Source organism: Streptomyces sp. NPDC023541 (assembly GCF_055559995.1).
Genome location: NZ_JBVHJO010000001.1, coordinates 373,911 through 396,901 on the forward strand (window position 1 = coordinate 373,911; position 22,991 = coordinate 396,901).

Below are 22,991 nucleotides of genomic sequence, written 5' to 3' on the forward strand. Positions count from 1 at the left end.
ACCGCGGGTGCGGTACGCGCGGGCGGCGGCCTGGTACCTGAGAAGGTCGGGAGTTCCGCCTGTGGGTGCTCGGAGGCCGGCCGACGGGCCCTTAGGGTGCCCGTATGAAGCTCCGTATGCCCCGGCGCCGCCGAGACCGCCTGCTCGCGGGCGCCGCCGCGCTGGCCGTCGTGGCGGGGGCCGGTACGTGGACGGCCTCGTCCGCGTCCGGCGACGCGCCCGCCGTGCACCGCCGGGACCAGGTCCTGAACATGCCCGGCGCCGACATCGACACCTCCTACTTCGTCGCGGGCGACGGGGAGGGCGGTGGGGCGAAACGTCCCGCCGTACTCCTCGGGCACGGCTTCGGGGGGAGCAAGGACGACGTCCGTGAACAGGCCGAACGGCTGGCGCGCGACGGCTACGCCGTCATGACCTGGTCTGCGCGCGGCTTCGGCCGCTCCGGCGGCCGGATCGGGCTGAACGACCCCGAGCACGAGGTCAAGGACGTCTCCCGGCTCGTCGACTGGCTCGCGGCCCGGCCCGAGGTGCGCCTCGACGCGGACGGCGACCCGCGCGTCGGCGTGTCCGGAGCCTCCTACGGCGGGGCTGTCTCGCTGCTGGCGGCCGGTCACGACCGTCGCGTCGACGCGATCGCCCCGGAGATCGCGTACTGGAACCTCGCGGACTCCCTCTTCCCGGGCGGCGTCTTCAAGAAGCTGTGGTCCGGCATCTTCTTCACCACCGGCTCGGCCGGCGGGATGCAGCAGGCCGGGACCGCACCCCAGGACACACCGCCGAACACCGGGACCGGACGCCCCGAGGCGGGGACCGGACGGCCGGAGACCGGCGCCGGGTCCTCGACGGGGTCCGCGTCCGGTCCGCAGGACGCCGCCCCGGTCGGTGCCGGCTGCGGGAAGTTCACCCCCGAGCTGTGCGCGATGTACGAACGCGTCGCCGTGGCCGGGAAGCCCGATGCCGAGGCCCGCACCCTGCTGGAACAGCGCAGTCCGTCGGCGGTCGCCGACCGGATCAAGGTGCCGGCGCTCATCGTGCAGGGCCAGGACGACTCCCTCTTCCCGCTGGACCAGGCCGATGCGATGGCCGCGGCCATCGCGGCCAACGGCACGCCCGTGTCGGTGGACTGGGCGGCCGGCGGACACGACGGCGGCATGCGCGAGGCGGACCGGGTTCAGGCCCGCGTGGCCGCCTGGTTCGACCGCCACCTCAAGGGCGACGAGGGCGCGGAAACCGGCCCGGTCTTCCGGGTCTCGCGCTCCGGCGGGATCGACTCCACCGACGGCGAGGTGATTCTGCGCGGGGCGAGCGGCGAGCGCTACCCCGGGCTGGCCTCCGCCCCGCGGGAGTTCGCCCTGACGGGACGCGAGCAGACCTTCGTCAACCCGGCGGGCGGCGCACCTCCCGCGCTGTCCTCCCTGCCCGGTGTCGGCGGGCAGCTGGCCTCCTTCGGGGCCGGGCTCTCGCTGGACTTCCCCGGGCAGAACGCCCGCTTCGAGTCGGCGCCGCTGACCGAGGACCTCCGGATCACCGGGACCCCGACCGTAACCCTGGAGGTGAGGTCGACGGCTGCGGACGGTTCGGCCGTGCTGTTCGGCAAGGTGTACGACGTCGGGCCCGACGGGCGGCAGCAGGTGCTGCCCTCCCAGCTGGTCGCCCCGCTGCGGGTGGAGAACGCGCAACAGGGTGCGACCGTACGGCTGAGGCTGCCCGCGATCGACCATTCCGTCGCGGCCGGACACCGCCTGCGCCTCGTGGTCGCCGCCACGGACCTGGGCTACGCGAGTCCGGCCGCGTCGGCCGCCTACACGGTCGCGGTGGAAGGCCCCCTGGCGGTGCCCGTCGCCCCGCGCGTGCGGACCGCCACGGCGGGGCTGCCCGCCTGGACCTGGGGGCTGCCGCTGGGCGCGGCGGTACTCGCGGCCGCGTTGCTGGGGCTGCGCGGGCCGGGCAGGAGCGGCGCGCGGGCACGGGCCGGCGCACCGCAGCCGGACCCGGCGCTGGCCGACGTACCGTTGGAGATCACGGGACTGACGAAGCGGTACGCGAAGGCGCAGGACCGGTACGCCGTACGGGACCTGTCGTTCCGGGTGGAGAAGGGGCAGGTGCTGGGGCTGCTCGGGCCCAACGGCGCCGGGAAGACCACCACGCTGCGCATGCTGATGGGGCTGATCTCGCCGGACGCCGGTGACATCCGGGTGTTCGGGCACGCGGTACGGGCCGGGGCTCCGGTCCTGTCGCGGGTCGGGGCCTTCGTGGAGGGTGCGGGCTTCCTGCCGCACCTGACGGGCCGCGCCAACCTGGAGCTGTACTGGCAGGCCACCGGCCGCCCGGCGGAGGACGCGCACATGGCGGAGGCCCTGGAGATCGCGGGGCTCGGCGACGCGCTGGAGCGCGCGGTGCGCACGTACTCGCAGGGCATGCGGCAGCGGCTCGCGATCGCGCAGGCGATGCTGGGGATGCCCGACCTGCTGATCCTGGACGAGCCGACGAACGGTCTGGACCCGCCGCAGATCCGCGAGATGCGGGACGTGATGATCCGCTACGCGGCCGGCGGGCGGACCGTCATCGTCTCCAGCCACCTGCTGTCGGAGGTGGAGCAGTCGTGCACGCACCTGGTGGTCATGGACCGCGGGCAGCGGGTGGCGGCGGGGGAGGTCGCCGAGATCACCGGCGGCGGGGACACCCTGCTGGTGACCCTGGCCGAGCCGGTGGACGAGGTGGCCGTCGAGAAGGTGGCGGCACTGGAAGGGGTGGGGTCCGTGGTGGCCGTGGACGACGGACTGCTCGTACGGCTCGAAGGCGCGACGGCCGCCGGGCTGATCGCCGAACTCGTGCGGCTGGAGGTGCCGGTGACCGGAGTGGGGCCGCACCGGAGGCTGGAGGACGCGTTCCTCACCCTGATCGGAGGTGCGGCGTGAGTACGGCGACGACGGCGCGGGAGGTGGCGCCCGGCTACCGGGCGAGCCGTACGCTGCCGCTGCGCGTGGAGGCGCTGCGGCAGTGGCGCCGGCGGCGGACGCTGGTGATGGGCGGGGTGCTGGCCGCACTGCCCTTCATCATGATCATCGCGTTCGCGGTGGGCGGCGGCCCTGACCGCAGGGGTGGCGGGAACGGCCGGATCACCCTGATCGACACGGCCACGGCCTCGGGCGCGAACTTCGCCGCGACCTGTCTGTTCGTGTCGGCCGGTTTCCTGCTGGTGGTGCCGGTGGCGCTGTTCTGCGGGGACACCGTGGCGTCGGAGGCGAGCTGGTCCTCGCTGCGCTATCTGCTGGCGTCACCGGTGCCGCGGGCGCGGCTGCTGTGGAGCAAGCTGGTGGTGGCGCTGGGCTTCAGCCTGGCGGCGATGGTGCTGCTGCCGGTGGTGGCGCTGGCGGCGGGCACGGTGGCCTACGGGTGGGGGCCGCTGAAGCTGCCGGCGGGCGGCGCGCTGGCGGCCGGCGACACGGTGCCGCGGCTCGCGCTGGCGGTGGCCTTCGTCTTCGTCTCGCAGCTGGTCACGGCGGGGCTGGCGTTCTGGCTGTCCACGCGGACGGACGCACCGCTGGGCGCGGTGGGGGGCGCGGTCGGCCTGACGATCGTCGGCAACGTGCTGGACGCGGTGACGGCGCTCGGCTCGTGGCGCGACTTCCTGCCGGCGCACTGGCAGTTCGCGTGGGCGGACGCCTTGCAGCCCCAGCTGGAGTGGGGCGGCATGGTGAAGGGGGCGGTGGTGTCGGTGTCGTACGCGCTGGTGCTCTTCGCCCTGGCCTTCCGCGGCTTCTCCCGCAAGGACATCGTGTCCTGAGGCGGCGGACGGGTCGGCCCGCCGGCCCGAGTGCGCGCGCCACGAGCGCTCCTCATGCCCCTGCGGGGGTGCGGGGAGCGCTCGTCGGCGTTTGCGGCCCCTACGCCGGGACGCCCGGCGCGATCGCGTCGATCTCGGCGAGCAGGTCCGCGTCCAGCGGGAGTTCGCCGGCGGCCGCGTTCGCGCGGATCTGCTCGGCGGAGGTGGCGCCGGCGATGACGGAGGCGCAGCCGGGCTGGGCCGAGAGCCAGCCGATGGCCAGTTCGAGGACGGTGCGGTCGTGCTTCTCGGCGATCGCGGCCAGCGCCTCGACCACGTCGAGGCGCTCCTCGGTGAGGTAGGAGCTCCTGCCCTCGAGGCGGGAGCCGGCCGGGACGGGAGCGCCCCGGCGGATCTTGCCGGTCAGCAGGCCGTTGGCGAGCGGGTAGTACGGGAGTACACCGACGCCGTAGTGCCGGGCGGCCGGGACCAGCTCGCGCTCGGCCGACCGCTCCAGCAGCGACCACTCGTTCTGCGCGGACACGAAGGGGACGGCGCCCGTCTCGCGGGCGACGTGTGCGGCTTCGGCCAGCTGCCAGCCGGTGAAGTTGGAGTGTCCGATGTAGCGGACCTTGCCCTCGGCGACGAGCTCGGTGAGCGCGGCCAGCGTCTCGGCGACGGGGGTGGCCGGGTCGTGGCTGTGCAGCTGGAGCAGGTCTATGTGGTCGGTTTCGAGCCGGCGCAGGGACTCCTCGACGGCGCGCCGGATGTAGGCGCGGCTGCCGCGGGAGCCGGCGGCGGGCCCGTACTTCATGTCGACGCCGTCGTAGCCGAACTTGGTGGCGAGGACGACCTGGTCGCGCCGGCCCTTCAAGGCTTGCCCGAGGTACCGCTCCGAGCCGCCACCGCCGCCGTAGATGTCGGCGGTGTCGAGCAGGGTGACGCCCGCCTCCAAGGCGGCGTCGACGACGGACCGGGTGGCCTGGGCGTCGAGACGGCCGCCGAAGTTGTTGCAGCCGAGGCCGACGGCGGACACCTGCAGACCTGAACTGCCCAGCGGGAGATAGCGCATGCGTTTTCGTTCCTCCGACTCGACTGACACACGATCAAGGGAGCCTCGCCCCCACTGCATACTGCCAGCCCGAGCGGATCGGAGGGCGGCCGGGCGAAGGCGCGACGGTCGGATTCGCCCGACCGTTCGCGGCGGCACGGTCTGTGTGTGGCGGACCGTGCCGGGGCAAGGGCCTGGGCCGCACCCAGGCTTCGAAAGTGCCGAACCTCGTCGTCTCCTGACCCACGGTGGACGGCCTGCGCAGGCGTTGATCAAAGGATCCGGACGTTTGGAAACCTCGGAACGGTGAAGACGAGCGTCAACACCGGCTCACTTCATGAGGTTGGAGAAGCGCATGGGCATCATTGCCTGGATCCTGATCGGACTGCTCGCGGGCTTCATCGCCAAGGCACTCATGCCGGGCAAGGACCCGGGCGGAATCATCATCACGATGCTCATCGGCATCGCGGGCGGCCTGCTCGGCGGCTGGCTCGGGAAGGTCATTTTCGGCGTCGACTCCATCGACGGCTTCTTCGACCTCTCCACCTGGATCGCGGCCATCATCGGCTCCGTCCTCCTTCTCGCCGTCTACCGTCTGCTCACCGGCAACAAGCACCATCACCGCCACGCCTGAGCGACGCGCCGGCATCCCGCCGCAGTCGCACCGATGGGGCCACAGCCTGGAGGCTGTGGCCCCATCGTCGTGAACCGTTCACTCGCACCCGCCGGGACGGGCGGGGTGGCACCCCGGTCGGTCGCGTTGTGCACCGCTGGCCCGGGGTGCGGTCGTCCGCTGGGGCTTGAACGACCGGGAAGCCTCGACAACCTCGTACCCGGGCGCAGGGAGTTCACCTCATCGCGGGCGGCGCGCTGATCGACCGCATCTTCTCGGAGCACCCGGACATCTCCGCAGTGGTGCACTGCGCGGCCTTGACCGTGGTGTCGGAGTCGGTCGCGGACCCGGTCGGCCACTGCGAGGCGAACGCAGAGCCTGGCCTTGGTCAGCCGCCTGCACCGCAACGGCTGCGACCGCATCACCTTCGGCGAGGACGGCTCGTCCGTCACGAGGACTCCCCCCGGCGGCAGACGTGGCCGGGGGCTGCACCACGAGCGACCGGCGGCCCGGGGCCGGGCGCGGGGGAATGGGGCAGCGTGGATCGGCGTTGTCGCAGCATGGGTGATGCATCCCGGTACGGCCATGACGAGCCCGACCCGTCCGCCTCCTCGGCCGTCCGCGCACGACTCGCGGCCGACCGCGCCGACACCCTCGCGCGGGCGGCCGCGCTGAGCCGCGACTTCGACGGTATCGTCGCGGCCAACGCGCTGGTCGCGGTCGATGACGAGCACGACCCCGAGGGCGGCACCACCGCCTTCGAGCGGGCTCACGTGGCCGCCCTGATGGCCCAGGCGCGCGAACACCTCGAAGAGCTGGACCGGGCACTGCAACGACTCGAACGCGGGCAGTACGGGCGCTGCGAGGGCTGCGGCGGCACCATCGCGCCCGAACGCCTGGAGATCCGCCCGGCGGCCACCACCTGCGTCCGCTGCGCCCGGCGATCTGGAGGGCGGCTCAGCAGTTCTCGCTGATCACGTCCTCCAGATCCGACAGCGACGTGCGCTCGTCCTCGATCTTCTTCCTGATCACTTCCAGCGTCTGCTTCAAGGCGGTGATCTGGCCTTGGTCCGGATTCGCCTGCGCCTCCAGTTGGGCGATCCTTCCCTCGACCTCGTCCGCGTGCTTCTCGCCCTTCTTGATGCTCTCCTTGAGGTCCTTCGCGAGGCGCTTCATCAGCTGGCACCCGGTCTCCGCGGCCATTGGTGAGTTCATGCCGGTACTCCTTTCGTCAGCACGCCCCGCCGTCGGGGGGTCCGGCGGCCAGTATCGAAGCCACCGACCGCCCGCACCCGGCGGAGTAGCCCGTCCGGACGCCGGACGCCACTGCGGGCCCGCGGCGGCACGAGAACATGCCGGTGGCCCGATGCGGCGGGGTTTACGGGCGGCGATCGGGAGCAGGAGAGCGTTCACGACCAAGCCGGTACAACAACGAGGAGGTCCCCGATGTCGGGCACTGAGAAGAGCAAGGCCCACGCCGAGCAGGCGAAGGGCAAGGCCAAGGAGACCGTCGGCCGAGCCGTCGGCAACGAGCGCATGACGGCGGAGGGACAGGCCGAGCAGGCCAAGGGCAAGACCCGCCACGCCAAGGAAGACGTCAAGGACGCCTTCCGCCGCTGACCACGGTCAGCGGTCAGCGGTCAGCGGTCCGCCGCGAACCGTCGCATCGACTCGGCCGGGCCCCGACCCCTCCCCCTGGGTCGGGGCCCGGCCGCGTGTCCGCCGACCACGGGAACGCCCCCCAGCGAGAGAGGAAGGGCCGCGCCGCCTCGTGCGTGCTTCACCTCGGCCCGGCTGGGTAGCCGCGGGACGACAGAGCACGCGGCAGGGGTGAGGAGCATCAGTGATCACGCAGGAGCAGATCGCGGCCATGGAAGGTTCCACGGCTTTCACGGACCAGGGGCAGCGCCTGGGGCTGGTGGAGTACATCCTGGTGGACGACACCACCGGCAGGCCCGAGTGGGTGCGGATCATCGATCGGGCGTCCGGACTGGGCGGGGTGTTCGTCCCGTTGCGACAGGCGGACCTGCAGAACGGGCGCCTGGTCGTCCCGTATCCGGTGACGATGATCGAGCACGCTCCCTGTGCGGCCCTGGACTGTGGAAGCGTCCTGTCCGTGTCGGAGGAAGCGGAGCTCTACAGGCACTACGGCGTGCGTGACGCGCGCGACGAGGTGAATGCGGAAGGGGGGGCGGGCTGGGCGGTCATGGACCGGGCGCAGACCATTCGCGAGGGCACGGCCGGTCAGGAGCAGGCGGTGTCCCGCCTGCAGCAGGTGCAACCGGGGCGGTGATCCGCGGACCGGTACGCCGCACCGCGCCGGCCGTGCCGTACGGCTCGGGTGCCGGTGGGGGCGCCGATCGGATGAGGCTCGGGGCCGCATCGGCCGGTCAGGAACCATCGGTGGTCCGGGGGTCTTAAGCGTGGGCGTTCCCTTGCCCTTCCGCAGAGAGGTGCAGCATGCGCTTCCTTCTGACCGCCCTTGCCGCCGGCGCCGGCGCCTTCGGTACCGCCGGTGCCGCGAGCGCCGACGTGACCGTGGACTACCAGCCGCATCCGTCGTTCACCATCGTCTTCGGCGACTGGTCCCAGGTCGCCGGTGACGACGTCTTCGACGCCGGCCACGACAACACCGTCGGCTCCAACGACTGACACCCCGACGCCTCCCAGGGCGCCCCGTTCCCCGTCGCCCTCCGCGCTGACGGCCCGTTCGCCGTCACCGTCACCGCGCAGCAGGTCTGCCGGAGCGACGGGGCGCCCGGTGCTGTCAGCGGGCGACGGCGCCCGTGTGACGGCAGCGCGGCCGCCGAGCGCCGGTCATGCCTCGGCAGGTCGTCCGCAAGGGGCCTGCAAGTAGGGCTCGGGGACTGGGAGTCATGACGTCGCGCAACACTTGCCACTCACCCCTTACCCCTACGCCCGCGTGCCTCAAAGTTGATCACCGCGCTCATCCCGCACCGGTGAGCGGGCGCCTAAGGAGGGCCCGCTGACCGGCCGGGACGGGGTGGGGTCAGCGCTCGAGGTCGATGGTGAAGCGCCTCGTGCCCGTGGCGATGGTGTCCGCGTGGACCGAGCCCCGGGCCCGGTCGAACTTGCCCGTGCCGCCGGTGATCGCGTTGTCGAACGACGGCGGAGGACCCGGGACGAGGTGCCCGAAGACCATCCCCTGCACGGTGAGCTGCCCGCCCGGCAGGACGTACGTCACGGCGCACTCCTCCGCTCCCCCGTTGGCGACCCGGGTGGTGGTGCAGGTACCGCCGGTCTCGCCGACCTCCTTGCCGTCCTGGTCGAAGAGGACCGAGCGGAAGACGGTCCGGTCACCCTGGGCGGGGGCGCCGCCGGGGTTGACGGGGAAGCGCGACTGCTCGGCGAGCCGACCGGTGAGGACGATGACCCGGTCCCGGTCCTTCTTGGGGGCGGGGTCGGTGTCCGCCGCGGCCGACACGACGGGGGCACAGGCGAGGAGGGCAACCAGGGCGGTGGTCGTGCCGAGAGAGGCTGCTCTGATGGGGCGCATCAACTGGCTCCTGGGATTGACGCTCGTGGACGGTGAAGCGACCCATTCATAGCCTCGGGTCCGCGGCCGCCCGGAGCGTCACGGCGCGAACCACCAGCAGATCCGACCGATCGGACCAGCCGGCGCTCTCAGGACAGCGCGGCCCGCCGTACGCGCCGGGGCGTCGGCCCGGACAGTGTCGGACCGGCTCCGCACGAGTGGCCGGGCAGAGTGGCCCGAAGCCGACCCCCGGGAAGTGCTGTGCCCATGGGGTTCGGCCGATCCGGGGGTACGCGCGTCGCAGATGCGGACGGTGACGCTGTTCAGGCGGTGTCCCGCACCCCGGCTGGTGAAGTCGTTGCCGCCGGTTGCCAGGGTGTCGCCGCCTGGGCCGAAGCCACGGCCGGTACGGGGTCGCGTGGCCGGTGAGGACGGTGGGGCGGTGGTTGTCGGGGCTGGACACCCAGTCGTCAGCGAGTCGGAGCGGAAGGGGGACGGCGATTGCCCTCGTCACCACCGTGCGGCCGTCCGGCCGGACCGCGGCCCGTCACCCCAACCCCTTGTCCAACCTATCGATAGTCGATAGATTTCCATCGCAAGTCGATGGAGGGATGGGTCATGGGGAAACTGACAGTGCGCGCGCTGCGCGCCGTTCTCACGGTGGTGCTCGTCGGCACCGTGTTCGTACAGGCCTCTATGGTGTGGGCGTTGGGACACGACCCGGAGGACGGGTCGCTCCCGCTGGCCCCGCTGCGCGTGATCACCATCCTGGGCATGGTGTCGGCCCAGGTCGCCCTGGTCTGCGTATGGCGGCTGGTGACGATGGTGCGACGCGGAACCGTGTTCTCGCACGCGGCGTTCCGCTACGTGGACGGCGTGATCTGGGCGGTCACGGCGGCCGCGCTGTTGTGGTTCGCGGTCACAGCCGTCAACGCCCCCGGCCAGCGGGAGGACCCGGGCGTCACCGTGATCATGGGCGGGATCGGCCTGGCCATCCTGGGGGTCGCCCTCATCGTGCTGGTCCTGCGGATGCTGCTCGCCCAGGCCGTCGCGCGCGACGGCGAAGCGGCGCAGATGCGGGCCGAGCTGGACGAGGTGATCTGATGCCCATCGCCGTCGACATCGACGTGATGCTGGCCAGGCGGAAGATGTCCGTGGGCGAGCTCGCGGACCGGGTGGGGATCACTCCGGCGAACCTGGCGGTACTCAAGAACGGCCGCGCCAAGGCAGTGCGCTTCGCGACGCTCGCCGCCCTCTGCGAGGTCCTGGAGTGCCAGCCGGGCGACCTGCTCCGCTGGGAGGCCGAGGACGCCGCGACGCAGGAGGGGGCAGGGCTCTGAGCCGCCGCCGGCGTCGGCCCGGCGGACCCGCGTCCCGCCCTGCCGGGCTGATGACTGGACCGTACGGGTGGTCATGTTCATTGCAGGAACGATCAGGCTCCGGATGGATGCCGCCGGTGCGGGCGGGCTGTGGAACGTTGTCGCCACCTGCCCAGCCGGAGACACCGGCTGGCTCGAGGAACGGAGAGAGCCATGAGCACTCAGCTGCCTGCCGGCGTCGTCGCGATCACCCCTGACGGTGCGGAGTGTCCGCCCAAGACGCTCGGCCTGTACCGGGACTACAACCGGAAGGGGCCCGGTTACGGAATCGGTGCCGGCTATGACGTGGACCTGGCGCAGCTGCCGCTTCCCGGTGGGGGCAACATGGCCAAGAACGTCTCGGCGTGGTGGAACCGGACGGACAGCAACGCGATCCTGATCGGCCGGACCGAACGTGTCCTGAAGGCCGGCGAGAGGCTCGAGGAGCCGTCGGACTCCAACGACACCGTGGTCAGGGTCACCTGGGAGGAGTAGGCCCGCCAGTCGGCTTGTCCACCGGCCCGCTCGAAGGCGAAGCTCGCCTTCGAGCGGGCCGGCCCGCGAACGTCGGCAGCGCCTGGCACTGAGCCCGGTGCACCACAGGCCTCTCTCAGGTCTCAGGCGCCGTCACCCGTCAGGGCCCGTCAGCGTCGGCCCGGCCGTCGATACCGGGATTTCCGAGGGAGAGGCACCACGGACATTCGTGGAGGTCGCTCGCGGCGCTCGCTGCATGCGGGGAGGACAGGGAGAAGCCCGCCCTGTATTCATCCTCACGCACCCGCTCCGAGCATATTTTCATCCAGCTCGAGGCAATGCACCCACCACCGCCCCCTTGAGCGAAGCGGCGTACCACCCGCATCAGCGCCGCCCTCACAGTGTTTCCGCGACGTGCCGCTGCAAGCAGGACACGGCGCAGGGCGGACGACCGCGGGCCGCGATCGGATCGGTCACCGTAAGGTGCCATGCCCGCGCAACCCTTCTCGTGGAAAATCCATATGACCCTACAATCTCCGACATCGTCGGCTGGCTGCGAAACACCCCTCCCCGATCGGGCGGGGCGCGAGTGCTGACCTTGCCGCCAGGGAGGCACTCCAGGGAAGGGTGGCAGCCCCTTGCGAATTTCGGACGGGGATCTCTATGTAGATGATAATTCTTTTATTTTTGACACTTCCCGAATTCACCCAGGCATGCAGAACGGAGATCTGTCGAACATGAATTAGACAAGCCGCACCGCTTTGACGCGACCTCAATATCGCGACGAAAGCCAGCAATGTACAGATTGCCGGGGTTTCTTAGGTGACGGCCCGCGCGTGAATTGCCGGTGTTTCTGCCGGATGCGGCGGTATCCGACCTCTTCCCGGCGCCGGCATGACGAAGTGGTTCGGCGAGCGGGGTCAGCCGACGGCGTGGAGGGATGCCGACGCAGAGGTCTCGCGTGAAGAGTGGTCGTCCGGCTCCTTGCCACCCGGGAGCGGATCCGCACACATGCATGCCGAGGCACCGGCGGGCTCCCCTCCCCGCGGTACCGGGGCAGCCACTCGCCGGGGAGACAGCCGGACAGCGTCCACATGGCAGGCCAGGACGCGCCTGAAGCGTTGCTGACGCTGCAACTCAAGGGCGTCCACGCGCCACAGGCGGCCGGCCCCTGATGACGTCCATGCGGTGCAACCTGTGCCCAGTGCGGTCGAGATCAGCACGATCCACAGGAGAATGTCCCCCATAGCCGGTCCTTTCGAAGGCTGACGGTTCCAGGGCCCACGTGATCGGAGCCCCGCGATCGTGGGGCATAACGCAGAGGCATATGCAGAGTTGCGCCCTCCCGTCTGATTGCAGCCATGCGCAGCAATCTGCAGGCCTTGGCATCTCAGCGTTTTTGATGATGGTCGGTCGATGTGGGGGTGGTCCCGAGAGAGGTGTCCGACAGCCGCCTCAGCAGCCACCAGGGCCGAAAGCCGCGCTCACGCAGGGGCGTGCGACCGCCTGATGCGAGGCAAGCGAAGCCGCTGGATTCGGCGGCAGGGCTCGGCCGCGAGTGCCGGCGAACGTGCGATCAGGGGCGACGGGGCGACGCATTCGGGTCCGCTGCGGCCCGCGCCATGGCGCCCTGAACTGCGGCGCAGCGGGACGCAACTGCTTCTCCTGTTGTATTCGCAGATCCGATAAGCGGCAGGAAACATGCAATCATCTGCCACCACCACCCGAATGGCCCACACCCTGACCAACATCAACGGCGTTTACGGCATATGACAACCGCAAAGCTCCCCATCTCCTTCCGCAGGCCCGCGGAAAGAGACGGACAGGGAGGCAGCTCAGAGGCCGGGCCCACTCAGATCGGAAAGTGGACTTTCACTCCGCGTCCCACCGACTGCGGCGAGACCGCGAACGCGACGTTGGAACAAGACAGCCTGGCGGTCGACCTGAGCTACTCTTCCTCGATCCTTGAGGACTTCCTCCATACGATGAGCATGATCCAGATCGACTTCGACCGGCGGTCGGGGAACATCGACCGGTCCACGATGCCAGGCGACCGACGTGCAGGCGGCAGCTCCCGTGTTTGAGCCGTACGGATCGCCGGACCTCCACGCCCCCCATCCCCAACCGGACGACACCGCCTTCTGGCCTCAGCCGGACCATGTGCAGCGCCACTCCCCCGGGCAGCCGTTCGACGGGCCCGGTGAGCAGGAGCGTCCGTGGGATCCGGCGGAAGAGCTCGCCATCCTCCTCCAGGAGAGCGCTTCGCCCCGGGGGCCGGAGTCCTTCAACCGTGTCGGCTTCGACACCGCGCCTGACACGGTCAGCGCCATGGGGCTCGTCGCCGGGCTGAAGCACACCCCCGTCGAGCGGCCGCCCGGACAGACCTCCAGGGGGCACCGCCGGAGCCCGTCGAAGCCGCCGGTCGTGACCCTGCTGCGAACGGGCAGCCTGTTCACCGCCGTGCTGGTCGCCGTCATCGCCGCCGTGGTGAGCATCCTCAGCGGCCTGGCCATCTGCGAAACCCTGCGCCAGAGCGCCGGACTCCATACGGCACGCGAAGTGGGCAGCTGGTGGCCCCTGCTGATCTACGGCCCCTGGATGGTCGCTTCCCTCTCCATCCTCAGATCCGCGCTGCACCAGCGCCGCGCCCTGCATTCCTGGTCCATCGTTCTGCTGTTCTCCACCCTGGCCACGCTCCTGTGCGTTGCCCAGGCACCCAGAACGATCGCGGCTGGAACGGCGTCCGCCCTTCCAGCCGTCGCCGCGCTGGCCTGCTTCCAGCAGCTGGTCCGCCAGATCACCCTCACGCGGCCGCCGCGCCAGTCCTCGCCACGTCACCGGAACCTGCCCGCCTCCGCGCTCGGCCGGACGACCACCGGCGGGCGCGGCCCGGAAGGCGTCCCGCCCGGCTACCTCATGGCAGGAAAGAGGACTGCTGCCCAGCCTCCGTCCGGCGGTCACAGATTCGGGTACGGCGCATGACGGCCCCACGGACGCGGCGGTGCCGGCTGCGACGCAGGTCAGAGCTGCGGTTCTCGGCCAGGGCGATGGATTGCGACTCCCGTGACGGGCGAGGTGGCACCCGGGTACCCCCACAACGGTCGATGTCGTGCCGACGGCAGGGGAACAGCCTCGGGGTTCTTCAATCGTCTTGTGCACAGGACTCGGTGGGCCCCCGTCGGAGGGCCGAGCATCCCAAGGGCGGCGACCGCGGAGAACAAAGGCGGTAGCAGTCGCCAACTCCCTTGCCAACCCGGTCCTTCCCACACGTCAAAGGGGTGTTCGCCTGCACCTTTGAAACGAAGATCCAAACCGATGGTCACGGGCCGCACGCAGACTCAGTCCTACGGTCTACCCGCCCGTGCCCCGTCGCGAGCCCATGCGGGCCCGACACGCCGGGCGGAAGGCCACACCTCGCTGAACCGAGGGCACAACGCGCTCCGGAGCCTCCCCTCCCTTGCCCTCCACTCCACTCCCCTCCACTCCCGTCACGAAAGGTCAGCAGCATGTACGAAATGACCCACGCAGAGCGAGTCCAGTACAAGCGGCGCCAGGACGCCGCCTACCAGGCCGGCGAGGATGCTGTCACCAACCTTCGGGCGGCGCTCGCGCTCGCAGACCTGACCCTCCCCTCCCTGAGCAACGACGGGCCGGTGGCAGGCCACGGCTTCGTCCGGCTCGGAGGATGCAACGCGGACTTCGCCAACCGGCTCGCCGAAGTCGTCGCCGCGGGTGCCGACGCCCTGCGATGTCGTCGGAGGGCCAGCACGGTGGAACGGCTTCAGGAAGGGCTGCAGCGACAGCCCGCCGTCCACGGCGTCGAAGTCGACGGCTACCGGATTCTGCGCGCCGAAGTCCCGCCCGTACCGGACCCCATCGCCGCGTTCCTCCTTGCCGTGCGCGACACCCCCGGGCATCCAGCCTGCGTGGACCGAAGGGCATCGCTGGCCCACTGAAGCCCCGCGCGCTGACGGCCTTGGCTTCGGCCGGCTGTGAACCGCCGCGAACAGCGCATGCGGCAGCTCCAGTGTGCGCGGCCGTGTCGCGGGGTACCCGTGGGGCGTGGGACGCGAACGGCTGACGTTCGACGGCTGGATCGCCGCCGTCGGGACGGGCTCGGGCACGCGTGTGGTCGTGGGCCACTGGCCGCGGTCGCCCTTCGGGCCGTTCAGCGACGTGATGCTGGAGCGCGCCGACGGCTGGCGCACGCTGATCGCCCCCACCACCCGCACGGCCGAGTACATCGCCGGCGTCTACCACTTCGACGAGGTCCGAACGGACCCGGTGGACGTACGGATCCGTGAGGGCCGGTGGGACGTCACGGCGGGCCCTCTCCAGCTGCGCTTCCGGGTCGGGCGGCAGGGAGTGCTCGGCTTGGCCCTGCGGGCCGTCCCCCGGCCGCTCGCCCGCCGGCCGTTGTGGGCGGCCGCGACCGACGTGCCCGCCCGCCTGATGGCCGGCGTACGGACCCGGGGCAGTTCGCGCCCCGGATGCCGCCAGTGGTACGCGACAGGCGGCCTGTGGCCGATCACCGCCGCCCGGGCCTCCTTCGACGGCACCGACCTCGGCGCCCCGGCCCCCGTCGTCCCGCCCGTCCGCTTCGGCTTCGCGTCGGCCCCCGCGTCACCCGCACTGGTACGGGTGCACTCCACCGTCGAACGCACAGAGCCCCCTGACGGGCCGGAGCCCACATGGCGTTGACCAGAGGGTGACGACCGTGGTGCGGCCGAGGTCCCGGTGGGCGCGCAGGGGGAGCCGGGGCGCTCCAGTTCGAGGACGGCGATCTCGTTCTTGGCGTAGCCGGCCCCTCCTGTGCTGAATCGTTCACCTACGCCGCAGTGCGCCATCTCGTGCACCACCGCGACCGGTTGGTGTTCGGAAACGACAAAGGGTCAGCCTAGAACGCCCGAGTGCGCTGCGGGAGGCCCTCTCCCCCGTTCTGCGGCACGGCTGGGACCGGATCAAGTCGATCACTCCCGGCCCCTCGGGGACCGTATCCGATCACCCGGCGGCGGACGCTGATCGTTCTCCGCGGCCCAGGACGGCCGGGTGCGTTCAAACCGTCTGGACGGGTGAAGCCCGCCGACCTCCACCAAGAGCGCAGATGTCCTGATATGCCCTGTGGCGTGTCCCGGCCGGGTTAGAACGGGTGCCCCCACGGCACCGACCGGCACACCCGGTCGGCGATTTCGAGAGGACCCCTCCGTGAGCCACTCGCAGGACGACAACCCGATCACCCCTGTCACCGCGCCACAGTTGAACCGGATCGCCGGGCACGGCATCTACAGCTCGGCCACCGCCATCGACCCGGCCGCCGTCAACATCGCCGAGGCTCTGGTCGCCACGCTGAACGGCACGGCCGAGACGCCGCTGCTCACCCCCGACCTCCAGAAGCTCACGGAACAGGTCCGGCAGAAGGCGACCTTCGGCTTCCCCCGCATCACCGCCGACGACGGGGTGAAGCTCTCCGCGCACACGATCAAGCTCACCACCTCGGAGCCCCGCCCCGTGGTGATCGTGCCGGCGGGCTGGACCCCCTTCGGCTGGATCCTCTTCGAGTACGCGTACCTCCAGCTGGCGCTGCGCGGGTACCACGTGCTGGCCTACACCCCTCGCGGCATCGGCCTCACCTCCGCCCTGCCGGACGGCGGCTACCTCGACGCGCCATGGACCTCCGGGGGCACGATCCAGGTGGGCGGCCCCTCGGACTGGACCGACGGCTCCACCGTCATCGACTACGCCGAGCGGCACTTCAACCCGAGCAAGGTCGCTTTCCTGGGCGAGTCCTACGGGTCGGGCATCAGCCAGCTGGTCGCGGCGCACGACCCGGCGGCCCGCGTGGACGCGGTCGTCGCCCTGAGCACGTGGGGCGACCTGGCCGACAGCCTCTACCAGAACGACACCAGGCACCTGGAGGCGGTCCAGAAGCTGATCGACTTCACCGGCGGCCCGATCGAGAGGAAGTTCGACCCGGCCACCCAGCAGATGCTGAAGGACTTCCTGGCCGGCGAGAACCTCGACAAGGTGGTGGCGTGGGGCAAGGAGCGCTCCCCGTCGTCGTACGCCGACCGGACCAACGCCCGCGGCGTTCCCACGTTCATCTCCAACACCTGGCACGAGACGCTGTTCCCGGCCAACCAGGCCATCGCGCACTTCGAGCGGCTGACGGTCCCCAAGCGGCTCAACCTCTGGATCGGCGACCACGCCGCGCCGGAGGGCGCCGGCCTCACCATCCCCTTCAGCGGGCCGAACCTGCCCGTCGAGGAGGCCTTCGCCTGGCTCGACCACCACATCCTCGGGGCCCCGAACGGCGTTCCCGGGTGGGAGCCGGTCAGCAGCCAGATCATGTTCACGTACAAGACCAAGCCCGACCCGGAGTCGGGACAGGACGTCATCATCGAACCTGCGGTCCGCGAGCCCGCACGGTCCTGGGCGGACGTCACCACCTCCACCGAATGCTGGTACCTCACCGCCGGCGCGACGGACCGCCGCGACGGCGGCCTCGGCACCGCGCCGGAGACGGGCTGGAAGAGGGAGTTCACCGCCGGGCAGCTCACCTCCGCCACCGCCGTGGACGCCGTCATCACGACGGGCCAGGCGGAATGGAACGGCAACCCCAAGACGTACTTCACCAGCACCTTCGACCGCACGCACCTCGCCGTGTGGAGCAGCGGCCCGCTCCAGACGGCCCGCCGCATCCGCGGCGTGCCGCGGCTCACCCTGAACGTCCGCAGCTCCTGCGCCGCCACGACCCTCGTGGCCTACCTGTTCGACGTCGGCCCCGACGACACGGCCCGCATCATCACGCACGAGCCCTTCACCCTGCGGGAGCTCTCCCCCGGTGAGGACCGCCAGGTCGCCTGGCAGCTCCAGGCCGCCGGTTACGACCTCGCCCCGAACCACCGGCTCATGCTGGTCGTGAACAGCGAGGACCGGCTCTACTCCGACGCGAACACCGACGGCAGCACCACCACGATCACCTCGGCCGACGACAGCGTCGCCCAGCTGGAACTGCCCCTCGGGTAGTCGCCGGGCGGGAGCGGGCCGGCCCGACACGCCCGCCCCGCTCCCGCGCCCCCGACGCCGTCCCGGCCCGCCGACCGCACATCACCAGGTCAGCAGGGTCGGGGCGGTGGAGGCGGAGCGCGAAGCGTGACATAGCGTGCCCCTCATGGATCAGGAGCACATAGCGGGGCCGGCCGGCGACGGCGCGGGCAGGCGGCGGTTCCTCGCGATCGCGACCGGCGCCGCGACGGCCGCGGGACTCGGCGCGGTGGCCGGCTGCGCGAAGGGGGACGGGGACGACGTCGGCGACCGCGGCGCCGACGGGAAGAACGGAGCCCCGGCACCGGACGGCAAGCCGTCGGCGCCGGGAGGCCACGGCTTCGACGTGAAGGCCGAGAACGCCCGCGCCGGCCATGCCGACTGGGCCGTGACGAAGGCCGGTCCGGCCCGGGCCGTCGAGGGCTTCGCCGACAGGGTCAGCGTGCTCCCCGGCGAGTCCTTCGGGTTGTACGTGTCGACGACCGCGCCCCGGTTCACCGTCTCCGCCTACCGGATGGGCTGGTACGGCGGCGCCCGCGCCCGGCTGGTGTGGCGCTCGGAGGCCCTGCCCGGGGTGCGGCAGCCGGAGCACACCGTCGACTCCGACACCCGGATGGTCCGCACGCGCTGGTCCCGCACCACCACGGTCGAGACGAAGGACTGGCCGGAGGGCAGCTACCTGCTGCGCCTCGACGCGCAGGGCGGCGAGGGCGGCCAGCGTTTCGTGCCGGTCACCGTCCGGTCGGCGGCGACGGCCGGGCGTACCGTCGTCGTCAACGCGGTCGCCACCTGGCAGGCCTACAACCGCTGGGGCGGCTACGGCAGTTACGACGGCCCCAGCGGCGGCTACGCCTCGCGCTCCCTCTCCGTCTCCTTCGACCGGCCGTACGAGTACGACGACGGCGCGGGCCTGTTCCTGGTGTACGAGGCCCCTCTGATCGCCCTGGCCGAACGGCTCGGCATACCCCTCGCCTACGCGACCACCACGGACGTGGCGCGGGAGAAGCGGCTCCTGGAGGGAGCCGCGGCGGTGCTCTCGCTCGGGCACGACGAGTACTGGTCGCCGGAACAGCGCGCCCACTTCACGGCCGCCCGCGACGCCGGAACCAACATCGCGATCCTGGGCGCGAACTGCTGCTTCCGCCGGATCCGGCTGGAGGCCTCCGAGCTGGGGCCGGACCGGACCCTGGTCTGCTACAAGTCCTCCTACGAACAGGACCCGGGCTTCAAGCGGGGCCATCCCGCGACGCTGGACTTCCGCTCCGCTCCCGGTGCCGACCCGGAGAGCTCCCTGCTCGGTGTGATCTACGACGGCTATCCGGTGGACGCCCCGTACGTGGTGACCAACCCCGGCCACTGGCTGTTCGAGGGTACGGGCGCGAAGGCGGGCGACCGTTTCGAACACCTCGTGGGCGTGGAGTACGACAAGGTCGACACCGGTTTCACGACGCCCCGGCCGATCGAGATACTGGCCCACTCACCCGTGGTGTGCGAGGGCCGCCCCAGCCACCAGGACACCGCCTACTACTCGGTGCCGAGCGGCGCGGGGGTCTTCGCGACCGGCACGATGCGGTGGGTGGAGGCGCTGGACGCGACGGGCGACGGCCGCAGCGGACGCAACCACGGGCTCGACGCGCGGTCCGGGGCGCTGACCACCCGGGTGACGGAGAACCTCCTGCGGGTGTTCGCGGCGGGCCCGGCCGGCCGGTCGCATCCGGCGCAGGACAACGTCAAGGCGGTGTACGGGAAGTCCTGACCCCTAGGGGAACCGGGCGGCGCCCGGGGCGGCGCGCACGCGGAAGGCGCTTGGCCCCGCCCCGGCCCGGTGCCTGGGGAGTGTCGTCAAAGCAGCGTCGACCGCCCGAAGGCCAGGCGGGACTTTGACGACACGGCCTATGATCGCGAGCACGGCATCGCGTGTCGGTCACCGACCGGGTGAGGCATGGAGGTGCCCGTGAGGTGCCTTCCGGAGGCATTCACCCATGTCCGTACAGCTGAACCACACGATCGTCCACTCCCGTGACAACCGGGAGTCCGCCGAGTTCCTGGCGCACGTCCTCGGCCTGGAGGTCGGGGCCGAGTGGGGGCCGTTCATCCCCGTCGTCACCGCCAACGGCGTCACCCTGGACTTCGCCACCCTCCCGGCCGAGTCCATCACCCCGCAGCACTACGCCTTCCTCCTCTCCGAGGAGGAGTTCGACGTGGCGTTCGGGAAGATCCGCTCGGCGGGCGTCGCGTACTTCGCCGACCCGCACGGCAGGCTCCCCGGCGAAATCAACCACAACGACGGGGGCCGCGGCGTCTACTTCACGGACCCCGCGGGGCACGGGATGGAGATCATCACACGCCCCTACGGCTACCAGGAGCCCGCCGCGACCGGCAGGTAGACCACGTTGGGCGCGCCCGTGTCGGGGTGGACCCCGACCCGGGCGCGCACCCCGTACACCTCGGCCAGCAGTTCCTCGGTGAGCACCTCCCCCGGCGGCCCGGAGGCCAGGACGCGGCCGCCCGACAGGACGTACAGCCGGTCGCAGAAGGCGGCGGCGAGGTTGAGGTCGTGCAGGACGAGCAGGCTGGTCGCGGGCAGCGCCCGGACCAGGCCGAGGACCTCCAGCTGGTAGCGGATGTCCAGGTGGTTGGTCGGCTCGTCGAGGGCGAGCAGTCCCGGGTCCTGGACGAGGGCCCGGGCCACCAGCACGCGTTGCCGTTCGCCCCCGGACAACTCGTCGAAGCGGCGGGCCGCGAAGGGGCCGGCGCCCACGGTCTCCAGGGCCCCGGTGACGCGCCGTACGTCGTCCGGACCGTCCTGCTCCCAGAAGCGCTTGTGCGGGCTGCGCCCCATCGCGACGACCTCGCGCACGGTCAGGCCGAAGGTGCCGCTCGCGTCCTGCGGCACCACCGCCACGCGCCGCGCCCGTTCCTTGACGGTGAGCGCGCCCGCGTCCGCGCCGTCCAGCAGCACCCGGCCGGCGGTCGCCCGCAGGGTGCCGTAGACGCAGCGCAGCAGGGTGGTCTTGCCGCTGCCGTTGGGGCCGACCACCCCCACCGTCTCGCCGGGCCGGGCGGTGAGGTCGATCCCGTGCAGCAGGGTGTGCCCGTCGGTCTCGTAGCGCACTCCCTCGACGGCGAGTTCCACCGGCCGGACCGGTCCGGTCCCTGCCGTCATCCCGTCACCCCTTCGGTACGGCCGGAGCGGCGCAGCATCCAGAGGAAGAAGGGCCCTCCGACGAGGGCGGTGACCACACCAACCGGTATCTCCTCGGGGGCGGCGGCCGTACGGGCGACCAGGTCGGCCAGGATCAGGAACACCGCACCGCCGAGCGCCGCGACCGGCAGCAGTGCCCGGTGTCCGGCGCCCACGACCATCCGGGCGGCGTGCGGGACCATCAGCCCGACGAAGCCGATCGCCCCGCTGCAGGCGACGAGCACGCCGATGACGAGTGAGGTCAGGACGAACACGGCGGCGCGGAAGCGTCCGGTGTCCAGGCCCAGGGTGTGCGCGCCCTCCTCCCCGGCGAGGAGCAGGTCGAGCGGCCGGGCGAGGGCGAGGAGCAGTGCGCCGCCGGCGAGCAGCGCGACGGTGGGCAGGGCCAGTTCGTCCCAGCGCGCCCCGCCGAGTCCGCCGAGGGTCCAGAAGAGCACGGAGCGGATCTGGTCGGGGTGCGCGGCGAGCACGAGGACGAGGCTGGTGAAGGCGGACAGGATGTACTGGACGGCCACGCCGGCCAGGATGAGCCGGCCGGTGGTCATGGTGCCGCCGCGGCGGGCCATGGCGTAGACGGCGACGAGCGCGGCCATGGAACCCGTGAAGGCGGCCAGCGGCACGCCCATGCCGAAGCCGGCCGCGGCCGTGCCGAAGACGATCACGAGGACGGCTCCGGCGGAGGCCCCGGAGGAGGCCCCGAGGAGGAAGGGGTCGGCGAGCTGGTTGCGTACGAGTGCCTGGAGCACGGTGCCCGCCACGGCGAGTCCGGCTCCCACGACGGCGCCGAGCAGGAGCCTCGGCATGCGCACGTCCCACACGATGGAGGCGAAGGCTCCGGTGGGCCGGTTCCCCGTCAGACCGCCGAGGACGATGTCGAAGACCCGGTCGGGGGCGATCCGTACGGGGCCCAGCGCCAGGCCGGCGATCGCCGAGACGGCGAGCGCGGCGGCGAGGACCGCGAGGACCGCCCCGGTCCGGAGCCTCACGCGGCGTTCGGGTGGAGCTGGCCGCCCAGCGCCTCCACGGCGTCCGCCACCCGGACACCGAGGACGACGGAGGAGAGCGGCAGGACGACGAACCGCCGGTTCTTGACGGCGGGCACGTCGGCGAGGGCCGGGTCGTTCAGCAGGCGCTGCTTCTTGGCCTCCACCGTGGTGCCGCCGTAGTCGTAGATGAGGACGACTTCCGGCTTGCGCTCGATGACCTTCTCCCAGGCGACGTCGCCGAAGGTGTCCTTGAGGTCGGCGAAGACGTTCGTGCCGCCGGAGAGGGAGATGATCTCGTTGCCTATGCCGTTGCCGCCGGAGGTGGAGGCGGAGGCCTCACCGGAGTCGTAGGCGAAGACGGTCGGCCGGGGCTTGTCCTGAACGCGGCTGGTCACGGCGTCGATGCGGCGCTGCTCGTCCTCGATCAGCTTCGCGCCGCGCTCGGGCACGCCGAAGGTCCGCGCGACTTCGGTGATCTCGGTCTTCAGCTGGTCGAGGCCGACGGTCCCCTCGGTGCAGTACTCCACGTTGAGGCGGGAGTTGATGCCGGACGTGGCGAGCCCCTCGCGGTCGCGGCCCTGCGTCTTGTCGAAGGCGCTGGCATAGCCGCCGTAGACGAAGTCCGGGTCGGCGCCGAGCAGGACCTCCTTGGAGGGGTACTCCTCAGCCAGCACCTTGATCTTGTCGTAGGCGGGCCGGTAGGCGGGCAGTACGGCGTCGTCGAGGTAGGCGGAGCCGGCGATCCGGTCGCCCAGACCGAGGGCGAGCATCAGCTCGGTGGCGTGCTGGTTCATGGTGACCGCCCGCCGGGGCGGCGCCTGGTAGGTGCTGCTCACACCGCAGTTGGAGACGGTGTAGGGGAAACCGGGCGCGGCGCCGGGGTCCCCGGCCGCCCCGTCCTGTCCGGCGCCGGGTGAACCGGCGCAGCCGGTCAGGGATATGAGGAGCGCGACGGGGGTGAACGCGCGCAGGGCGGCGCGGGAACGCGACATGGCGGG

General features: G+C 71.6%; 22 protein-coding genes. 16 read left to right on the plus strand and 6 right to left on the minus strand.

Translation table 11 applies throughout. The annotated features are described in order from the left end of the window. The first annotated feature begins 104 nt into the window (after positions 1-104). The gene (locus tag ACZ3X1_RS01775) at positions 105-2,918 is read left to right on the plus strand and encodes an alpha/beta fold hydrolase (RefSeq protein ID WP_467275597.1); all 2,814 of its coding nucleotides are present in this window, start codon (positions 105-107) and stop codon (positions 2,916-2,918) included. Continuing rightward, a complete protein-coding gene (locus ACZ3X1_RS01780; RefSeq protein ID WP_362631583.1) occupies positions 2,915-3,787 on the plus strand; it encodes an ABC transporter permease in 873 nt (290 codons plus the stop codon). The genes ACZ3X1_RS01775 and ACZ3X1_RS01780 overlap by 4 nt, the downstream gene beginning before the upstream one ends. Before the next feature lie 100 nt (positions 3,788-3,887). Here ACZ3X1_RS01780 and ACZ3X1_RS01785 read toward each other — a convergent pair whose 3' ends face one another. Further along, positions 3,888-4,838, minus strand: a complete 951-nt coding sequence (locus ACZ3X1_RS01785) for an aldo/keto reductase (RefSeq protein WP_356814957.1) — start codon at positions 4,836-4,838, stop codon at positions 3,888-3,890. Positions 4,839-5,172: 334 nt separating this feature from the next. Here ACZ3X1_RS01785 and ACZ3X1_RS01790 point away from each other — a divergent pair, with 334 nt between their 5' ends. Both ACZ3X1_RS01790 and ACZ3X1_RS01795 read left to right on the plus strand, forming a co-directional pair. Beyond that, entirely contained in the window at positions 5,173-5,451 is a 279-nt protein-coding gene (locus ACZ3X1_RS01790) for a GlsB/YeaQ/YmgE family stress response membrane protein (RefSeq protein ID WP_356814956.1), read from the plus strand. A 539-nt stretch (positions 5,452-5,990) separates the two neighbouring features. After that, positions 5,991-6,404: a TraR/DksA family transcriptional regulator gene (locus tag ACZ3X1_RS01795; protein ID WP_467275600.1), complete on the plus strand. Its 414-nt coding sequence runs from the start codon at positions 5,991-5,993 to the stop codon at positions 6,402-6,404. On the opposite strand, the gene ACZ3X1_RS01800 is transcribed toward ACZ3X1_RS01795, so the two are convergent. Continuing rightward, positions 6,388-6,645: a hypothetical protein gene (locus ACZ3X1_RS01800; protein ID WP_356814954.1), complete on the minus strand. Its 258-nt coding sequence runs from the start codon at positions 6,643-6,645 to the stop codon at positions 6,388-6,390. The genes ACZ3X1_RS01795 and ACZ3X1_RS01800 overlap by 17 nt on opposite strands. A gap of 231 nt (positions 6,646-6,876) precedes the next feature. On the opposite strand from ACZ3X1_RS01800, the gene ACZ3X1_RS01805 reads away from it, so the two are divergent. The 3 genes from ACZ3X1_RS01805 to ACZ3X1_RS01815 all read left to right on the plus strand — a co-directional run bounded on the left by ACZ3X1_RS01805 (position 6,877) and on the right by ACZ3X1_RS01815 (position 8,082). After that, positions 6,877-7,050 carry a CsbD family protein gene (locus ACZ3X1_RS01805; RefSeq protein WP_356814953.1) on the plus strand — a complete coding sequence of 58 codons (174 nt, stop codon included), beginning with the start codon at positions 6,877-6,879 and terminating at the stop codon, positions 7,048-7,050. A gap of 223 nt (positions 7,051-7,273) precedes the next feature. Further along, positions 7,274-7,723 carry a PRC-barrel domain-containing protein gene (locus ACZ3X1_RS01810; protein ID WP_356814952.1) on the plus strand — a complete coding sequence of 150 codons (450 nt, stop codon included), beginning with the start codon at positions 7,274-7,276 and terminating at the stop codon, positions 7,721-7,723. A gap of 167 nt (positions 7,724-7,890) precedes the next feature. Next, positions 7,891-8,082 carry a hypothetical protein gene (locus tag ACZ3X1_RS01815; RefSeq protein WP_467275604.1) on the plus strand — a complete coding sequence of 64 codons (192 nt, stop codon included), beginning with the start codon at positions 7,891-7,893 and terminating at the stop codon, positions 8,080-8,082. Positions 8,083-8,440: 358 nt separating this feature from the next. Here ACZ3X1_RS01815 and ACZ3X1_RS01820 read toward each other — a convergent pair whose 3' ends face one another. Further along, on the minus strand, positions 8,441-8,947 hold the full coding sequence (locus ACZ3X1_RS01820; RefSeq protein WP_467275606.1) for an allene oxide cyclase barrel-like domain-containing protein: 507 nt from the start codon (positions 8,945-8,947) through the stop codon (positions 8,441-8,443). 597 nt (positions 8,948-9,544) lie between these two features. On the opposite strand from ACZ3X1_RS01820, the gene ACZ3X1_RS01825 reads away from it, so the two are divergent. The 9 genes from ACZ3X1_RS01825 to ACZ3X1_RS01865 all read left to right on the plus strand — a co-directional run bounded on the left by ACZ3X1_RS01825 (position 9,545) and on the right by ACZ3X1_RS01865 (position 20,189). Next, positions 9,545-10,030, plus strand: coding sequence for a DUF2975 domain-containing protein (locus ACZ3X1_RS01825; protein ID WP_467275608.1), 486 nt, complete (start codon positions 9,545-9,547; stop codon positions 10,028-10,030). Further along, positions 10,030-10,266: a helix-turn-helix domain-containing protein gene (locus ACZ3X1_RS01830; RefSeq protein WP_467275610.1), complete on the plus strand. Its 237-nt coding sequence runs from the start codon at positions 10,030-10,032 to the stop codon at positions 10,264-10,266. Before ACZ3X1_RS01825 ends, ACZ3X1_RS01830 begins: the two co-directional genes overlap by 1 nt. Positions 10,267-10,458: 192 nt before the next feature. Continuing rightward, on the plus strand, positions 10,459-10,779 hold the full coding sequence (locus tag ACZ3X1_RS01835; protein WP_356814948.1) for a peptidase inhibitor family I36 protein: 321 nt from the start codon (positions 10,459-10,461) through the stop codon (positions 10,777-10,779). 2,139 nt (positions 10,780-12,918) lie between these two features. Next, the gene (locus tag ACZ3X1_RS01840) at positions 12,919-13,740 is read left to right on the plus strand and encodes a DUF2637 domain-containing protein (protein ID WP_467275613.1); all 822 of its coding nucleotides are present in this window, start codon (positions 12,919-12,921) and stop codon (positions 13,738-13,740) included. A gap of 533 nt (positions 13,741-14,273) precedes the next feature. Next, positions 14,274-14,714: a hypothetical protein gene (locus tag ACZ3X1_RS01845; protein ID WP_467275615.1), complete on the plus strand. Its 441-nt coding sequence runs from the start codon at positions 14,274-14,276 to the stop codon at positions 14,712-14,714. Positions 14,715-14,820: 106 nt separating this feature from the next. Next, complete coding sequence (locus ACZ3X1_RS01850) at positions 14,821-15,459, plus strand: hypothetical protein (RefSeq protein ID WP_467275617.1); 639 nt, start codon at positions 14,821-14,823, stop codon at positions 15,457-15,459. Positions 15,460-15,963: 504 nt separating this feature from the next. After that, the gene (locus ACZ3X1_RS01855; RefSeq protein ID WP_467275619.1) at positions 15,964-17,784 is read left to right on the plus strand and encodes an alpha/beta fold hydrolase; all 1,821 of its coding nucleotides are present in this window, start codon (positions 15,964-15,966) and stop codon (positions 17,782-17,784) included. A gap of 145 nt (positions 17,785-17,929) precedes the next feature. Beyond that, on the plus strand, positions 17,930-19,558 hold the full coding sequence (locus ACZ3X1_RS01860; RefSeq protein ID WP_467275621.1) for a N,N-dimethylformamidase beta subunit family domain-containing protein: 1,629 nt from the start codon (positions 17,930-17,932) through the stop codon (positions 19,556-19,558). Positions 19,559-19,784: 226 nt separating this feature from the next. Beyond that, positions 19,785-20,189 (plus strand): VOC family protein, encoded by a 405-nt coding sequence (locus ACZ3X1_RS01865; protein ID WP_356814941.1) that lies wholly within the window; start codon positions 19,785-19,787, stop codon positions 20,187-20,189. On the opposite strand, the gene ACZ3X1_RS01870 is transcribed toward ACZ3X1_RS01865, so the two are convergent. The 3 genes from ACZ3X1_RS01870 to ACZ3X1_RS01880 are packed head-to-tail and all read right to left on the minus strand — an operon-like array spanning position 20,159 to position 22,985. Next, complete coding sequence (locus tag ACZ3X1_RS01870) at positions 20,159-20,968, minus strand: ABC transporter ATP-binding protein (RefSeq protein ID WP_356814940.1); 810 nt, start codon at positions 20,966-20,968, stop codon at positions 20,159-20,161. The genes ACZ3X1_RS01865 and ACZ3X1_RS01870 overlap by 31 nt on opposite strands. Further along, positions 20,965-21,993: a FecCD family ABC transporter permease gene (locus tag ACZ3X1_RS01875; RefSeq protein WP_467275624.1), complete on the minus strand. Its 1,029-nt coding sequence runs from the start codon at positions 21,991-21,993 to the stop codon at positions 20,965-20,967. Before ACZ3X1_RS01875 ends, ACZ3X1_RS01870 begins: the two co-directional genes overlap by 4 nt. Next, on the minus strand, positions 21,990-22,985 hold the full coding sequence (locus ACZ3X1_RS01880) for an ABC transporter substrate-binding protein (protein ID WP_356814938.1): 996 nt from the start codon (positions 22,983-22,985) through the stop codon (positions 21,990-21,992). The genes ACZ3X1_RS01875 and ACZ3X1_RS01880 overlap by 4 nt, the downstream gene beginning before the upstream one ends. Positions 22,986-22,991: the final 6 nt, after the last annotated feature.

What these genes read in the sequence shown, in the direction of transcription:
- ACZ3X1_RS01775 (WP_467275597.1), top strand. Translation starts at nt 105, where the DNA reads ATGAAGCTCCGTATGCCCCGGCGCCGCCGAGACCGCCTGCTCGCGGGC.
- ACZ3X1_RS01785 (WP_356814957.1), bottom strand. Translation starts at nt 4,838, where the DNA reads ATGCGCTATCTCCCGCTGGGCAGTTCAGGTCTGCAGGTGTCCGCCGTC.
- ACZ3X1_RS01790 (WP_356814956.1), top strand. Translation starts at nt 5,173, where the DNA reads ATGGGCATCATTGCCTGGATCCTGATCGGACTGCTCGCGGGCTTCATC.
- ACZ3X1_RS01795 (WP_467275600.1), top strand. Translation starts at nt 5,991, where the DNA reads ATGGGTGATGCATCCCGGTACGGCCATGACGAGCCCGACCCGTCCGCC.
- ACZ3X1_RS01800 (WP_356814954.1), bottom strand. Translation starts at nt 6,645, where the DNA reads ATGAACTCACCAATGGCCGCGGAGACCGGGTGCCAGCTGATGAAGCGC.
- ACZ3X1_RS01805 (WP_356814953.1), top strand. Translation starts at nt 6,877, where the DNA reads ATGTCGGGCACTGAGAAGAGCAAGGCCCACGCCGAGCAGGCGAAGGGC.
- ACZ3X1_RS01815 (WP_467275604.1), top strand. Translation starts at nt 7,891, where the DNA reads ATGCGCTTCCTTCTGACCGCCCTTGCCGCCGGCGCCGGCGCCTTCGGT.
- ACZ3X1_RS01820 (WP_467275606.1), bottom strand. Translation starts at nt 8,947, where the DNA reads ATGCGCCCCATCAGAGCAGCCTCTCTCGGCACGACCACCGCCCTGGTT.
- ACZ3X1_RS01825 (WP_467275608.1), top strand. Translation starts at nt 9,545, where the DNA reads ATGGGGAAACTGACAGTGCGCGCGCTGCGCGCCGTTCTCACGGTGGTG.
- ACZ3X1_RS01830 (WP_467275610.1), top strand. Translation starts at nt 10,030, where the DNA reads ATGCCCATCGCCGTCGACATCGACGTGATGCTGGCCAGGCGGAAGATG.
- ACZ3X1_RS01835 (WP_356814948.1), top strand. Translation starts at nt 10,459, where the DNA reads ATGAGCACTCAGCTGCCTGCCGGCGTCGTCGCGATCACCCCTGACGGT.
- ACZ3X1_RS01845 (WP_467275615.1), top strand. Translation starts at nt 14,274, where the DNA reads ATGACCCACGCAGAGCGAGTCCAGTACAAGCGGCGCCAGGACGCCGCC.
- ACZ3X1_RS01860 (WP_467275621.1), top strand. Translation starts at nt 17,930, where the DNA reads ATGGATCAGGAGCACATAGCGGGGCCGGCCGGCGACGGCGCGGGCAGG.
- ACZ3X1_RS01865 (WP_356814941.1), top strand. Translation starts at nt 19,785, where the DNA reads ATGTCCGTACAGCTGAACCACACGATCGTCCACTCCCGTGACAACCGG.
- ACZ3X1_RS01870 (WP_356814940.1), bottom strand. Translation starts at nt 20,968, where the DNA reads ATGACGGCAGGGACCGGACCGGTCCGGCCGGTGGAACTCGCCGTCGAG.
- ACZ3X1_RS01880 (WP_356814938.1), bottom strand. Translation starts at nt 22,985, where the DNA reads ATGTCGCGTTCCCGCGCCGCCCTGCGCGCGTTCACCCCCGTCGCGCTC.